Origin of the sequence: Streptomyces sp. NPDC048338, assembly GCF_043201055.1 — a bacterium.
Lineage (GTDB): Bacteria > Actinomycetota > Actinomycetes > Streptomycetales > Streptomycetaceae > Streptomyces.
Map to the genome: position 1 here is coordinate 236,980 of NZ_JBICYQ010000012.1, position 13,607 is coordinate 250,586.

General features: G+C 72.9%; 15 protein-coding genes. 5 read left to right on the plus strand and 10 right to left on the minus strand.

Features of this window, described 5'->3' with window-relative positions; translation table 11 throughout:
• Nucleotides 1-55 precede the first annotated feature (55 nt).
• The 4 genes from ACGFZF_RS27180 to sigE form a co-directional block, all read right to left on the minus strand.
• Entirely contained in the window at nucleotides 56-502 is a 447-nt protein-coding gene (locus ACGFZF_RS27180) for a sec-independent translocase (RefSeq protein WP_393558251.1), read from the minus strand.
• Between the two features lie 91 nt (nucleotides 503-593).
• Complete coding sequence (locus tag ACGFZF_RS27185; RefSeq protein WP_393558253.1) at nucleotides 594-2,339, minus strand: trypsin-like peptidase domain-containing protein; 1,746 nt, start codon at nucleotides 2,337-2,339, stop codon at nucleotides 594-596.
• Between the two features lie 76 nt (nucleotides 2,340-2,415).
• On the minus strand, nucleotides 2,416-3,393 hold the full coding sequence (locus tag ACGFZF_RS27190; protein WP_393558255.1) for an anti-sigma factor family protein: 978 nt from the start codon (nucleotides 3,391-3,393) through the stop codon (nucleotides 2,416-2,418).
• Complete coding sequence (gene sigE / locus ACGFZF_RS27195) at nucleotides 3,390-4,148, minus strand: RNA polymerase sigma factor SigE (RefSeq protein ID WP_393558257.1); 759 nt, start codon at nucleotides 4,146-4,148, stop codon at nucleotides 3,390-3,392. Before sigE ends, ACGFZF_RS27190 begins: the two co-directional genes overlap by 4 nt.
• Nucleotides 4,149-4,290: 142 nt before the next feature.
• Between sigE and ACGFZF_RS27200 the strand changes: the two genes are divergently transcribed.
• Nucleotides 4,291-4,956, plus strand: a complete 666-nt coding sequence (locus tag ACGFZF_RS27200) for an O-methyltransferase (RefSeq protein WP_147981079.1) — start codon at nucleotides 4,291-4,293, stop codon at nucleotides 4,954-4,956.
• Nucleotides 4,957-5,072: 116 nt separating this feature from the next.
• Here the strand turns inward: ACGFZF_RS27200 and ACGFZF_RS27205 are convergent, their stop codons facing one another.
• Nucleotides 5,073-5,240, minus strand: a complete 168-nt coding sequence (locus tag ACGFZF_RS27205) for a DUF3117 domain-containing protein (protein WP_006346801.1) — start codon at nucleotides 5,238-5,240, stop codon at nucleotides 5,073-5,075.
• Between the two features lie 290 nt (nucleotides 5,241-5,530).
• Between ACGFZF_RS27205 and ACGFZF_RS27210 the strand changes: the two genes are divergently transcribed.
• Nucleotides 5,531-6,334 (plus strand): enoyl-CoA hydratase/isomerase family protein, encoded by an 804-nt coding sequence (locus ACGFZF_RS27210; protein WP_393558260.1) that lies wholly within the window; start codon nucleotides 5,531-5,533, stop codon nucleotides 6,332-6,334.
• A 70-nt stretch (nucleotides 6,335-6,404) separates the two neighbouring features.
• On the opposite strand, the gene ACGFZF_RS27215 is transcribed toward ACGFZF_RS27210, so the two are convergent.
• Nucleotides 6,405-6,986, minus strand: a complete 582-nt coding sequence (locus ACGFZF_RS27215) for a DNA-3-methyladenine glycosylase I (RefSeq protein WP_393558262.1) — start codon at nucleotides 6,984-6,986, stop codon at nucleotides 6,405-6,407.
• Nucleotides 6,983-7,345: a DivIVA domain-containing protein gene (locus ACGFZF_RS27220; protein ID WP_393558264.1), complete on the minus strand. Its 363-nt coding sequence runs from the start codon at nucleotides 7,343-7,345 to the stop codon at nucleotides 6,983-6,985. The genes ACGFZF_RS27215 and ACGFZF_RS27220 overlap by 4 nt, the downstream gene beginning before the upstream one ends.
• Nucleotides 7,346-7,448: 103 nt before the next feature.
• Here ACGFZF_RS27220 and folP point away from each other — a divergent pair, with 103 nt between their 5' ends.
• Nucleotides 7,449-8,309 (plus strand): dihydropteroate synthase, encoded by an 861-nt coding sequence (gene folP, locus ACGFZF_RS27225; RefSeq protein ID WP_393558266.1) that lies wholly within the window; start codon nucleotides 7,449-7,451, stop codon nucleotides 8,307-8,309.
• A 129-nt stretch (nucleotides 8,310-8,438) separates the two neighbouring features.
• On the opposite strand, the gene ACGFZF_RS27230 is transcribed toward folP, so the two are convergent.
• On the minus strand, nucleotides 8,439-9,188 hold the full coding sequence (locus ACGFZF_RS27230; protein WP_393558268.1) for a TIGR00730 family Rossman fold protein: 750 nt from the start codon (nucleotides 9,186-9,188) through the stop codon (nucleotides 8,439-8,441).
• A gap of 90 nt (nucleotides 9,189-9,278) precedes the next feature.
• Nucleotides 9,279-10,370 carry a succinyl-diaminopimelate desuccinylase gene (dapE, locus tag ACGFZF_RS27235; protein WP_393558270.1) on the minus strand — a complete coding sequence of 364 codons (1,092 nt, stop codon included), beginning with the start codon at nucleotides 10,368-10,370 and terminating at the stop codon, nucleotides 9,279-9,281.
• A 29-nt stretch (nucleotides 10,371-10,399) separates the two neighbouring features.
• Between dapE and ACGFZF_RS27240 the strand changes: the two genes are divergently transcribed.
• Both ACGFZF_RS27240 and ACGFZF_RS27245 read left to right on the plus strand, forming a co-directional pair.
• Nucleotides 10,400-11,362, plus strand: coding sequence for a hypothetical protein (locus ACGFZF_RS27240; protein WP_393558272.1), 963 nt, complete (start codon nucleotides 10,400-10,402; stop codon nucleotides 11,360-11,362).
• 583 nt (nucleotides 11,363-11,945) lie between these two features.
• Complete coding sequence (locus ACGFZF_RS27245; RefSeq protein ID WP_393558274.1) at nucleotides 11,946-12,350, plus strand: ATP-binding protein; 405 nt, start codon at nucleotides 11,946-11,948, stop codon at nucleotides 12,348-12,350.
• 66 nt (nucleotides 12,351-12,416) lie between these two features.
• Here ACGFZF_RS27245 and ACGFZF_RS27250 read toward each other — a convergent pair whose 3' ends face one another.
• Nucleotides 12,417-13,511, minus strand: coding sequence for a bifunctional succinyldiaminopimelate transaminase/glutamate-prephenate aminotransferase (locus ACGFZF_RS27250; RefSeq protein ID WP_393558276.1), 1,095 nt, complete (start codon nucleotides 13,509-13,511; stop codon nucleotides 12,417-12,419).
• Between the last annotated feature and the right edge of the window lie 96 nt (nucleotides 13,512-13,607).

Sequence of the window (13,607 nt, forward strand, 5' to 3'; positions counted from 1 at the left end):
GCCCGCGTCGGCGGACAACAGATGGAGGATAGCCACCGGGTCGCACCCCGTGGTGTCAGGTCGCGTCGGAGTCGTACGGCGGGCGGTCGTCGCCGGCCGGCTTGTCCTGCTTCTTCAGCAGGTCGGGAGCGGCCGAACCGTTGACCGCCGCGGGTACGGAGGACGACGCCGACTCGCGGCCGTGCACCGCGTCGGCGACGTCGTTCATCTCCTTCTTGAGGTCGAAGCTGCCGCGCAGGTCCTTGAGTTCCCTGAGGTCCTCGTTGCCCTCCAGCTGCTTGCGCAGGAAGGTCTTCGGATTGAGGTCCTCGAACTCGAAGTCCTTGAACTCCGGACCGAGCTCGGTGCGGATGTCCTGCTTCGCGCTCTCGGAGAAGTCCCGGATCTTGCGGATGAAGCCCGAGACGTCCTGGATGACCTTCGGCAGCTTGTCCGGACCGAAGATGAGCACGGCGAGGACCACGAGCGTCACGAGCTCGAGTATGCCTAGGTCGTTGAACACCTTGCTGCTCCTCACGCGGGGTCCGGGGCCCGCTCCACGGTACCCGCCGAAACTGCCGGGCGGGTACCTCGTGGCGTCCGCGGAATGGCGCTCAGGTGCCCTGGGAGGAACCGAGCGTCAACGTCTTGGTCTGCTCTTTGCCGGCGCGGACCACGGTCAGCTCCAGCTTGTCGCCCGGACGGTGGGCGCGGATCTTCACGATCAGCTCCTCGCCGTTGTGGACCCGCTGGCCGTCGACCTTGGTGATGACGTCTCCGGGGCGGATGCCGGCCTTGGCGGCGGGGCCGCCCGGGGTGATCGAGGCGGAGCCGTCCTTGCCCTTCTCGCCGACCCGGGCGCCGTCGCCGCTGAACTGCATGTCGAGGCTCACACCGATGACGGGGTGGGTCGCCTTGCCGGTGTTGATGAGCTCCTCGGCCACGCGCTTGCCCTGGTTGATCGGGATGGCGAAGCCGAGGCCGATCGAGCCGGCCTGGCCTCCCTCGCCGCCCGTACCGCTGTCGGCGGCCCGGATGGCGCTGTTGATGCCGATGACCCGGGCCCGGGAGTCGACCAGCGGGCCGCCCGAGTTGCCCGGGTTTATCGGGGCGTCGGTCTGGAGGGCGTCGACATAGCTGACGTCGCTGCCGTCGCCCTTCTCGCCGCCGGCGGTGATCGGGCGCTCCTTGGCGCTGATGATGCCCGAGGTGACGGTGTTCTGGAGGTCGAAGGGCGCGCCGATGGCGACGACCGGATCGCCGACCCGGACGTCGTCGGAGTTCCCGAGCGGCAGCGGCTTGAGGTTCGAGACGCCGGTGACCTGGACGACGGCCAGGTCGTAGCCGGTGTCCTTGCCGATGAGCTTCGCGCTCGAGGTCTCGCCGCTGCTGAAGGTGACCGAGATGTCGCCGGCGGAGGAGGCCGCGTCGACCACGTGGTTGTTGGTCAGGATGTGGCCGCGGGTGTCGAGGACGAAGCCGGTGCCGGTGCCGGAGGAGCCGCCGCCGCTGACGTGGATGGTGACGACGCTGGGCAGGGCGCTGGCGGCGATCCCGGCGACGCTCTCGGGAGCGCGCACGGTGTCCCCGGATCCGGCCTGCGGCAGCTCGATGGTGGTGAGGCCGCCGTTGCGCTCGACGTAGGAGCCGATCACGCCGCCGAGGACGCCGGTGACGAGGGCGAAGGCCAGGACGCCGGCGAGCGCCAGGCCGCGGCTGCGTCGGCGGGGCTTGGCCTGCGGTTCGGCGACGACGCTGAGCGGGGCTCCGTGCGAGGTCCAGGGGTCGTACTGCACCCATTGCGCGGGCGTCTGCTGCGGCGCCGGCAGGGGCGCGGGTGCGTGCGGAGCGGGGCCGTGCGGCAACGGCTGCGTCTGCTGCTGCGGCGCCTGGGGGGCGGGTGCGTGCGGCTGGTGCGGCGGGGCGGGTGCGCCGTGGGCCGCGGAGGCGACCGGATGCTGCACGGGCGGGGCGGGCGCCCACGGCCCGGGACCGCCGTACGGCGGGGTCCGGTACTCGTCGGGCTCGTGCAGCGGCCGGGCCTGCTGCGGTACGGACGGGGTGACGGGCAGCTCCGCCGTCTCCGCGCCGTCGGCGACGGCGATGCCGGTGACACCGATGTCGGTGGTGTCGGCGGCCTGCGGGGGACCCGCAGGCACCGAGGGGTCCTGCGCCGTCGCGGCCTCCGGGGCCGTTCCCGTGGTCTGCGGGGCCGCGGGCGCGGCGAGGGTGAAGTCACCCTCGCCCGCGGCCGGGTCCGCCGCCTCGTACGCGACCGGCCGGTGCGGCGCCGGCAGCGGCGTACTCGCCGGCCGGCTCCACCACTTCGGCTTCCGGTCGGTGGGCTTCCCGTCGTTCATGCTCTCCCCGCCACAGCTGACCTGTCCGCGCCCCTGTGTCGGAGCGCCCCTGCGGGGGATTCAACCAGGTCCGCGGTCAGCGGTGGGCGGTGAGCGTGTTCGGTGAGGGGCTGGGGGTGCCGAGGGAGGCCGGGACGGGGGCGGACGGCGAGCTGCTCGGCGCTCCGAGCCCGGGCCCGAACGTCAGGTGCAGGGCCGTGCCCGAGGGCCGTATGAACGGGGAGACCTCCGTCAGCGACCGGGTGGCCGGAACCTGACGCTGAAGGGAGACCACGGGCAGCGCGGACGTGGGCGTCGCGGCTCCCGGGACCAGCGGACCCGTGACGACCGTGCCGGGCGTCGACGTGACACCGCCCGCCGTGGCCAGGGTCGCCGGGCCGGACCGCTCGCCCGCGCGCTCGCCCCACCGTGCTCCGCGCCCGGTGGGCGTGCCCACGTTCGTCGCCGTGCCCGTGCCCGCGGGAGTGCCGGTGCCGGTGGCCGCGGAGCGCAGCGGGGTCACGTTGTTGCCCGTGCCGTCGCCGCGGGCGCCCGCGTTCACGCTCGCTTCCAGCGGAAGGGCGCCGCCGAGCGCGATGGCGGCGAAGGAGACCGCGCTGGCCGCCACGAAGGCGAAGCGGCGTCCGCGGCCGGCGGAGCGGTCCTGCTCGGGCCGGCCGCTCACCGCGTGGATGCGGAAGCCGGAGTGCGGGGAGACGGGTGAGGCCGTGGCGAAGCCGTCGGACCTCACCGCGCCGACGCCGCCGCTCATCTCGAAGAGGCCGTCGAAAGGTCCCCCCCGGCGGTAGTCACCCCCCGGATCGCCCGGTCCCCCGGGCAGCCCCTGGAGGCGGGCGAGGAGCCCTTCCGAGGGCGGAGGAGGCGCGGTGGAGGCGAAGACGCTCTTCAGCGTGCGCTGGGCGTCGGCCTCCGCCTTGCATTTGGCGCAGGTCGCGAGGTGGGCGAGGACCCGATCACGGGCGTCGTGGCCGAGTTCGCCGTCCACGAGGGCGGCAAGCCGGTCCCCGAGGTGGTGCTCCGCGGGGGTCGGGCCGACAGGGCTGGTTCCGGTCACGCCGTTCCGCCCTCCCAGCCGACGGCCGCGAGCCCACGCTCCGCCCGGGCCTCGGGAGAGCGGTGCTTCAGCGCCTTGCGCAGGTGCGAGCGTCCGCGGTGGATACGGCTACGGACCGTGCCGAGCTTCACGCCGAGCGTCGCGGCGATCTCCTCGTACGAGAGTCCTTCGATGTCGCAGAGCACGACCGCGGCCCGGAACTCGGGCGCGAGGGTGTCGAGGGCCTGCTGGACGTCGGCGTCGAAGTGGGTGTCGTTGAACACCTGCTGCGGCGAGGGCTCGCGGCTGGGCAGCCGCTCGGCCGCGTCGTCGCCGAGCGCGTCGAAGCGGATCCGCTGCTTGCGGCGGACCATGTCCAGGAAGAGGTTGGTGGTGATGCGGTGCAGCCAGCCCTCGAAGGTGCCCGGCGTGTACGTCGACAGCGAGCGGAAGACGCGGACGAAGACCTCCTGGGTGAGGTCCTCGGCGTCGTGCTGGTTTCCTGTCAGCCGGTAGGCGAGGCGATAGACCCGGCCGCTGTGCGTGCTGACGATCTCCTCCCAGGTGGGCGGAGTCCACACCTGCGATTCGGCATCCGATGCGAAGGTCGCGGTGGTGGGTGCGGCGTCGGTGGTGTGGATTCGGTCAGCGGTGTCGGTCACGGATTTCGGCTCACCCGCCGACCTGAGAAGACGCCGAAGCACTCCTCCCCGATCCCCAGGCGCAGCCGCACCTCCCCTGTCGGCTCTGGTGGTGTCCAGTGGAGCCCCTACCATAGCCACCTCGCCCGTTAGCTCCGGATAAGAATCTTTACGCGAATTTGGGGCCGGCCTCGGCCACCGCCGCGTGTCGTCCCACACCCTCTCTGAACGCCCGGTCCCATCTGCGGGTTCCCGTGCGCAGCGGATACAGTCACCGTTGCGCCAACTAAGGGGACAGGAGAGGGCCATTACCGCCAACCGGCAGACGAGCTGGGCGTTCGCCGACGCCTTTGTCGCCGAGGACGAAGCGCTGCGTTGGGCCCGTGACCGGGCCCGGGAGGCAGCGCTGCCCTCGGTGTCACCGGGCACCGGCGCCGCTCTGCGCCTGCTGGCCGCCACGGCCGACGCGAAAGCCGTGGCGGAGATCGGTACCGGCACGGGCGTGTCCGGCATCTATCTGCTGTACGGGATGCGGCCGGACGGCGTCCTGACGACCGTGGACCTGGAGCCGGAGCGCCAGCAGTTCGCGAAGACGGCCTTCCGCGCCGCCGGTTTCGCCGGGAACCGGGCCCGGTTCATCCCCGGGCGCGCCCTGGACGTGCTGCCGCGACTCGCGGACGGCGGCTACGACCTCGTCTTCTGCGACGGGGACCCGCTGGAGTCCCTGGACTATCTCGCTGAATCGTTGCGCCTGCTCCGACCTGGGGGTCTGGTCTGCTTCGAGGGCGTCTTCGCGGACGGCCGCACGGTCGACTCCGCGGCGCAGCCGGCGGAGGTCCTCAAGATCCGGGAGCTGCTCCGCGCGGTGCGCGAGAGCCAGGAGCTGCTGCCGTCGCTGCTGCCCGTGGGCGACGGCCTGCTGTGCGCGGTACGCCGGGGCTGAGCGCCCCTCACCCGGCCGTACGGGCCCGCCGCGGCCCGCGCCGGCCCCGGGAACACCTCTGCCCCGGCGCGGTGCTCACCGTGCCGGGGCAGAAGCGGAAAACCGGGTTTGTCGCGTCAGCCGACTACCTGCTTCAGGGCGTCGCCGAGGGCTTCGGCCTCGTCCGGCGTCAGCTCGACGACAAGCCGACCGCCGCCTTCGAGCGGAACGCGCATGACGATGCCCCGCCCCTCCTTGGTCACCTCGAGCGGGCCGTCGCCCGTCCGCGGCTTCATGGCCGCCATGCTCGTTCCCCTTCCTGAAACCAGCTCATCGTCAGCCGACGGCCCCTGAAGAGGGACACACGTCACCGGCATCGAACACATTGCTTCCAGGTCATTATCCCGCATCACAGGACCCGATGACCAACATCGGACTGCATCGCTTCCGCAACGCGCTTTCGCAAAACCGTCCATTTCGGCGATCGTCCTGCGATACTTCGCCGCCGCCCTTTGATGCAGGTCACATGTGCGCGGGGGGTGATGTCCGCCATGCTGAGCGGGTCAACGACGCAAAGACGCGAAGGGAAGCCGTGATGGCCGACACCGTGCTGTACGAAGTGAGCGACGGACTCGCCACGATCACGCTCAACCGGCCCGAGGCCATGAACGCGATGAACGTCGAGGCGAAGGTCGCGCTGCGGGACGCGGTGGAGGCTGCGGCGGCGGACCCGGCCGTACGGGCGGTGCTGCTGACGGCGGCGGGCGACCGGGCCTTCTGCGTGGGCCAGGACCTCAAGGAGCACGTGGGGCTCCTGATCTCGGACAAGGAGTCCGGGACGCAGCACACCATGAACACCGTCCGGGACCACTACAACCCCATCGTCCGGGCGCTGACGGGCATGGCGAAGCCGGTCGTGGCGGGCGTCAACGGCGTGGCGGCGGGGGCGGGCTTCGGCTTCGCCCTGGCGGCGGACTACCGGGTGGTGGCCGACACGGCCGCCTTCAACACCTCGTTCGCGGGAGTCGCCCTGACCGCCGACTCGGGCATGTCCTGGACGCTGCCGCGCCTCATCGGCGCGAGCCGGGCGTCGGACCTGCTGCTCTTCCCCCGTTCGATCACCGCGCAGGAGGCGTACGAGCTGGGCATCGTGAACCGGCTCGTGCCGGCCGCCGACCTGGCCGAGGAGGCCGCGAAGGTGGCACGCGCCCTGGCGGAGGGCCCGACGGTGGCGTACGCGGCGCTGAAGGAGTCCCTGGCCTACGGGGCGGACCACTCGCTGGCCGAGACGCTGGAGAAGGAGGACGAGGCCCAGACCCGGGCCGGGGCCTCCGAGGACCACACGATCGCGGTCCAGGCGTTCCTCTCGAAGGAGAAGCCGAAGTACGTGGGGCGCTGACCCCTCTCGGAAGCACGAGGAAGCCCCGTCCCGAACACCCGGGTCGGGGCTTCCTCGCGATCGGGTGCGATCAGGCGCCGCGGGACACGCAGTCCCGGAGGTGGTCGTCGACCAGCCCGCACGCCTGCATCAGCGCGTAGGCCGTCGTCGGGCCGATGAAGCGCAGACCCCGCTTCTTCAGGGCCTTGGAGAGCGCCGTGGACTCGTCGGTGACCGCCGGCACGTCGGCCGTGGTCACCGGCGCCGGACGGGTCGCCGCGTCGGGGGCGAAGGACCAGATCAGCGTGTCCAGTTCACCCGGCTCCCACTCCGCGAGCACCCGGGCGTTGGCCATCGTGGCATCGACCTTCGCACGGTTGCGGATGATCCCCTCGTCGGCGAGCAGCCGCTCGCGGTCGGCCTCCGTGAACCGGGCCACCCGGGCGATCTCGAAGTCCGCGAACGCCTTCCGGAAGCCCTCGCGGCGCCGCAGGATCGTGATCCAGGACAGTCCCGACTGGAAGGCCTCCAGGCACAACCGCTCGAACAGGGCGTCGTCCCCGTGGACCGGGCGCCCCCACTCCTCGTCGTGGTAGGCGACGTAGTCCTCGGTCGACAGGCCCCACGGGCAGCGCAGCCCGCCGTCGGGTCCCGGCACGGCCGCGCCGGTCATCGGCCCTCGTCCTTGCGCAGCGAGGGTCCGCTCCCGGTGGGTCCGGTGTCCCCGGCGGGCCGGCCCGCCGCGCCGGCGAGCTCCGCCCGGAGCTCCGCGATCTGCTCGTCGCGCTCGGCGAGCTCCGCACCCAGCCGGCCGAGGACGTCGTCCACGTCGGCCATCCGGTAGCCCCGGACCGCGACGGGCAGCCGGAGCGCCTCGACGTCCGCCTGCTCGACCCGGCGCGTCGCCGGCAGGGGGTCGATCAACTGCTCGGGCGCCGCCTCCGGCAGCACCTCGCTGTCACCACCGCCGACCACCGCCAGCGTGACCGCGGCCACGACCACCACCATCGCGATCAGCAAGAACCAGAACACCAGCGCGCCTCTTCCAGGAGTGGAAAACGTCCCGTGCCGATCGTGCCACGTGCCACCGACAGCTAGGGTCGCAGGCGAACGGACGCGAGGGAGGACAAAAGGGATGCTGCGCTTGGGACGGCGTGAATTCGGGCCGCACGAGCCGGTGATCATGGCGATCGTGAACCGGACCCCGGACTCCTTCTACGACCAGGGCGCCACCTTCCGCGACGAGCCCGCGCTCGCCCGCGTCGAGCAGGCGGTCGCCGAGGGCGCCGCGATCGTCGACATCGGCGGGGTCAAGGCGGGCCCCGGCGAGGAGGTGACCGCCGAGGAGGAGGCGCGCCGCACGGTCGGATTCGTCGCGGAGGTACGGCGCCGGCATCCGGACGTCGTCATCAGCGTGGACACCTGGCGCGCCGACGTCGGGGAGGCGGTCTGCGAGGCCGGCGCGGACGTCCTGAACGACGCGTGGGGCGGCGTGGACCCGGCACTCGCGGAGGTCGCCGCCCGCTACGGCGCCGGGCTCGTGTGCACCCACGCGGGCGGCGCGGAGCCCCGGACCCGGCCGCACCGGGTCGTGTACGAGGACGTGATGGCCGACATCCTGGAGGTGACGGTCGGGCTGGCCGAGCGGGCGGTCTCGCTGGGCGTACGCCGGGACGGGATCATGATCGATCCGGGTCACGACTTCGGGAAGAACACCCGGCACAGCCTGGAGGCGACCCGCCGGCTCGGCGAGATGGCCGACACGGGGTGGCCGGTGCTGGTGTCCCTGTCCAACAAGGACTTCGTCGGGGAGACCCTCGACCGACCGGTGAAGGAGCGGGTGCTGGGCACGCTCGCGACGACCGCGGTCTCGGCCTGGCTCGGCGCACAGGTGTACCGCGTCCACGAGGTGGCCGAGACCCGGCAGGTCCTCGACATGGTGGCCTCCATCGCCGGCCACCGGCCGCCCGCGGTGGCGCGCCGCGGCCTGGCATAGGGGCTGTCCTGCCGGGAACGCCGCGGGGCGCCGGGCGGAAGCCGCCCGACGCCCCGCATGACATCCCCGACAGGGCCCAGGGGGCGCCTTGTCGATCTGGCCCTACCGGCGCTCCTTTGAAGACAGGCCCTAGCGGTTGACCTCCTTGGTCACCAGCGCCACGGCCTCGTCCACGTCGTCCGTCACGTGGAACAGCAGCAGGTCCCGCTCCGAGGCCTTGCCGCCCGCGACCACCGAGTCGCGGAGCCAGTCGACCAGGCCCCGCCAGTACTCCGTGCCGAAGAGCACGATCGGGAAGCGGGTCACCTTGCGCGTCTGGACGAGGGTCAGCGCCTCGAACAGCTCGTCCAGGGTGCCGAGGCCCCCCGGCAGGACCACGAAGCCCTGCGCGTACTTCACGAACATCGTCTTGCGGACGAAGAAGTAGCGGAAGTTCACGCCGATGTCGACGTGCGGGTTGAGCCCCTGCTCGAAGGGAAGCTCGATCCCGAGGCCCACCGAGATGCCCTTGGCCTCCCGGGCGCCCTTGTTGGCCGCCTCCATCGCACCCGGGCCACCGCCCGTGATGACCGCGAAGCCCGCCTCGACCAGGGCGCGGCCGAGCCGCACGCCGGCCTCGTACTCGGGCGAGTCGGGCTTGGTGCGGGCCGAACCGAAGACGCTGATCGCGCTCGGCAGTTCGGCGAGGGCGCCGAAGCCCTCGACGAACTCGGACTGGATGCGCATGACCCGCCAGGGGTCGGTGTGCACCCACTCCGAGTCGCCCTCGGTGTCCAGCAGACGCTGATCCGTGGTGCCCGGCTGAACCTGGTCCCGCCGCCTGAGCACCGGCCCCAGCCGCTGCTCCTCCGGCTTGGCCGCTCCCTCGGGGATACCCATGGCCTGCTCCCTCCACCGACGATCCATCGATCCGACGATCGATCTTCCAGTCCGGTCAGGGTAGGTCCAGAGACGTGACAAAAAGCGAAATTACGCCTGTCCGTCAGTGAGCCAGTCGCGGAGACGTGCCTCGCACTGGTGGATCCGGTCCACCACGACGTGCTCGTCGCGCTTGTGCGCGTACAGCGGGTCACCGGGGCCGTAGTTCACGGCGGGCACGCCGAGGGCGCTGAAGCGGGCCACGTCCGTCCAGCCGAACTTGGGCAGCGCGCTGCCGCCGACCGCCTTCATGAAGGCCGCGGCGGCCGGGTGGGAGAGACCGGGCAGGGCGCCGGCGGAGTGGTCGTCGACCACGAACTCGGTGACCCCGCAGTCGGCGAACACCTCGCGGACGTGGGCCTCCGCGTCCTCCATGGTGCGGTCGGGGGCGTAGCGGAAGTTCACGACGACGGTGCAGGCGTCGGGGATGACGTTGTTGGCGACGCCGCCCTCGATCCGCACCGCGTTGAGGCCCTCGTGGTACTCCAGGCCGTCGATGACCGGCCTGCGCGGCTCGTAGGAGGCCAGCCGGGCGAGGATCGGGGCGGCGGCGTGGATGGCGTTGGAGCCCATCCAGGAGCGCGCGGAGTGGGCCCGCTCGCCCTCCGTGTGCAGCAGGACCCGCAGGGTGCCCTGGCAGCCGCCCTCGACCTCGGCGTTGGACCCTTCCAGCAGGATCGCGAAGTCGCCCTCCAGCCAGTCGGGGTGGGCCTCCGCGACCTTGCCGAGGCCGTTGAGGTGCGCGGCGACCTCCTCGTTGTCGTAGAAGACGAAGGTGAGGTCGCGGTTGGGCTCGGGGACGGTGGCGGCGATGCGCAGCTGGACCGCGACGCCGGACTTCATGTCGGAGGTGCCGCAGCCCCACAGGACGCCGTTGCCGTCGAGCCGCGAGGGCACGTTGTCGGCGATCGGCACGGTGTCGATGTGGCCGGCCAGGACGACCCGCTCGGCGTGGCCGAGGTGGGTGCGGGCGACGACGTTGTTCCCGTGGCGCTCGACCGTGAGGTGCGGCAGGAGACGCAGCGCCTGCTCGATCGCGTCGGCGAGGGGCTCCTCGCTCCCGCTGACGGAGGGGAAGTCGACGAGCGCGGCGGTGAGCGCGGGCCCGTCCATCGTGAGGTCCAGGGGAGCGTGGTCAGCCATGTGCCGACCCTAACCCGGCCTCCAGTACGGTGGGCCCCGTGTCCGAGTCCGCCTCCCTCCCCGGTCGAGACCGCAGCCGAAGCCGGCGCGGTCGCCCCGCCCGCTTCGCCGCGGCCTTCGCCGCGCTGCTCGGGCTGGCCGCGTACGTCGCCGTCCACCAGGTCACCGGCAGCATGGGCACGCCCCAGTGCACCGTCGGCAGCGGCGGGACCGTCTACGAGTTCACGCCGGAGCAGGCGTCGAACGCCGCCACCATCTCCGCCGTCGGCACCACCCGCGGCATGCCGGAGCGCGCGGTCACCATCGCGCTCGCGACGGCGCTCCAGGAGTCGGCGCTGCGCAACATCCGGCACGGCGACCGCGATTCGCTGGGCCTGTTCCAGCAGCGCCCCTCGCAGGGCTGGGGCACACCCGAGCAGATCCTGGACCCGGTCTACTCCTCGGGGAAGTTCTACGACGGGCTGGCCAAGGTCCCGGGCTATTCACGGCTGCCGCTGACCGTGGCGGCGCAGAAGGTGCAGCGCAGCGGCTTCCCGCAGGCGTACGCGAAGCACGAGCCGGACGCGGCGCTGCTGGCGGCCGCGCTGACCGGCCGGTCGCCCGCCACCCTGTCCTGCCGGACGGGCACGCCCGGCGGGACGCAGGAGGCGCGGGCGGGCGATCCGGCGAAGCTGCGGGCGGAACTGCTGCGCGACTTCGGCCCCCGGATCGCCCCGAAGGCGGTCACGGGCGGCGCCGGCAGCGCCGGTGCGCACGCGGGCGGCGGCGACGCCGTGATCTCCGTGCCGGTCCGGGCGACCACCGGCACGGAGGCGCAGCGGGGCTGGGAGGTCGCGCACTGGGCGGTGGCGCGGGCCGAGGCGCTACGCATCGAGGAGGTCGCGTTCGCGGACCGGGTCTGGCGCGCGGGTGACGCGGCGGGCGCGTGGGCGAAGGCGCGGACCGCGACCGCCGGGGACGCCGGCACCGTCCGCATCCGGCTCGCCCGGTAGGACCCGGCCGCCCCCGCCACGGCGGACGCCCCCGCCGGGCCCCGAGCCCGCACCCGGCCGTCCCCGCACCGGCCCGATCCCCGGCACGCCGGCCCCAGGCCCCGTCCCCACTCCGACACGCCGCGGAGGGACGTCCGTCGTGGACCCGGCGCGCCGCCGAGGCACCCGGCCGTCGTGAATCCGGCCGTCCGTGAATCCGGCGCGTGCGCCGGCCGCCCGCGGTGGTCCGCGTTTTCCGGCGGCCCTCTCCGCACGCCACGCGATTCGCACACCGGTCGCGCATCCGTCCGGGAATTCACTCGGCCGAGGCACTCGCCGCCCTTCCGCACGGGGAATTCGACGACGGTTCGCACGCCCCGTCGACGGGATGGCCATCTGAGGTCAATTCCGTTGCCCAGTAAGGGAAGTGACGGTTCGCCAGGTGTTGTCGCAATGGCTTGTTCGCCCGTTTTCCTCCCCACCCGACAATACGACGCATGACCAACTCTTTACCTTCGGTCGCCGCAACCTCTCCCTCCCCCCGGCCGGTTGTCACTGCGTCCGAACGCCGGACAAGCAAACGTCCCCTCGTCGAAGGAGCACCATGTCCCTCCCCCTGACCCGTCGGATCGCCCGCGCCGCCCTGCTCATCGCGGCCGGAGCAGCCCCCGTGGTCGGTGCGGCCGGCTCCGCGAGCGCCATGGACCACAACCTCGCGCCGACCGGCGCCCTGCCCATCTCCACCCTCGACAGCGCCGGTCTCGGCGGCACCGTCGACAGCGCCTCGCAGACCGCGACCGGTGTCGCCGGCGGCACCGGCAGCAAGGCCGTCGGCAAGGCGGTCCCGGCCGCGGGCAAGACCGTCGACACCGCCGGCAAGGCAGGCGACGTGCTCGGCAGGACCGCGGGCGCCGCCACCGAGAGCGCCGAGGGCCCGGCCGCGGGCGCGCTCGGCGGTCTGCCCACCAAGGGCCTGCCGCTGGGCGGCGGGCTGCCGATCGGCGGCTGACCGGACCGGAACGCGGGAGGGCCCGGGAGCGGATGCTCCCGGGCCCTCCCGCGTGTCGGCCGGCCGTCAGCCGAGGCGCTTGACCGCCGCCTCGACCCGCTCGTCGGTGGCGGTGAAGGCCACGCGCACGAAGCGCTCCCCCGCCGTCCCGTAGAACTCGCCGGGCGCGACCAGGATGCCCAGCTGTGCCAGGTACGCCACCGTGCCCCAGCACGGCTCGTCCCGGGTCGCCCACAGGTAGAGGCTGGCCTCACTGTGCTCGATCCGGAAGCCGTGCGCCTCCAGGGCCGTCCGCAGGGCCGCCCGGCGCGCCGCGTAGCGCTCGCGCTGCTCGGCCACGTGCCCGTCGTCGCCGAGCGCGGCGACCGTCGCGGCCTGCACCGGGGAGGACGTCATCATGCCGCCGTGCTTGCGGATGAGCAGCAGCTCCGCGAGGACGGCCTCGTCGCCCGCGACGAAGGCGGCACGGTAGCCGGCCAGGTTGGAGCGCTTGGAGAGCGAGTGGACGGCGACGATGCCCTCGTACGAGCCGCCGCAGACGTCCGGGTGCAGCACGGAGACCGGCTCGGCCTCCCAGCCCAGCTCCAGGTAGCACTCGTCGGAGAAGACCAGCACGCCGTGCTCACGCGCCCAGGCCACGATCCGGGTCAGCTCGTCCTTGTCCAGGACCCGGCCCGTGGGGTTGGACGGGGAGTTGAGCCACAGCAGCTTGAGCCCGGCCGGGTCGAGTTCGGTCGGGTCGTCGTACACGACCGGCTCGGCCCCGCAGAGCCGTGCGCCGACCTCGTACGTCGGGTAGGCCAGCCGCGGGTAGGCCACGCGGTCCCCGGCGCCGAGACCGAGCTGGGTCGGCAGCCAGGCCACCAGCTCCTTGGAACCGACGACCGGCAGGACGTTGCGGTGGGTGAAGCCGACCGCGCCCAGGCGTCGCTCGCACCACCCCGTGAGCGCGTCGCGCAGCTCGGTGGTGCCCCACACCGTGGGATAGCCCGGCGAGTCGGCCGCCGCGACCAGCGCCTGCCGGATCAGCTCCGGCACCGGGTCGACCGGGGTGCCGACGGACAGGTCCACGATGCCGTCCGGGTGGGCGGCCGCCGTCTTCTTGTACGGCTCCAGGCGGTCCCAGGGGAAGACGGGCAGGCGCGAAGAGACTGCGCTCACGGGTTGGCTCACTTCCTCGTACGTACGGGGTGACGCGCGGGGCGGGCGTGTCGCGGAGACCCGCCGGGCAAACGCGTCGGTCCCGTACAGCGGGCG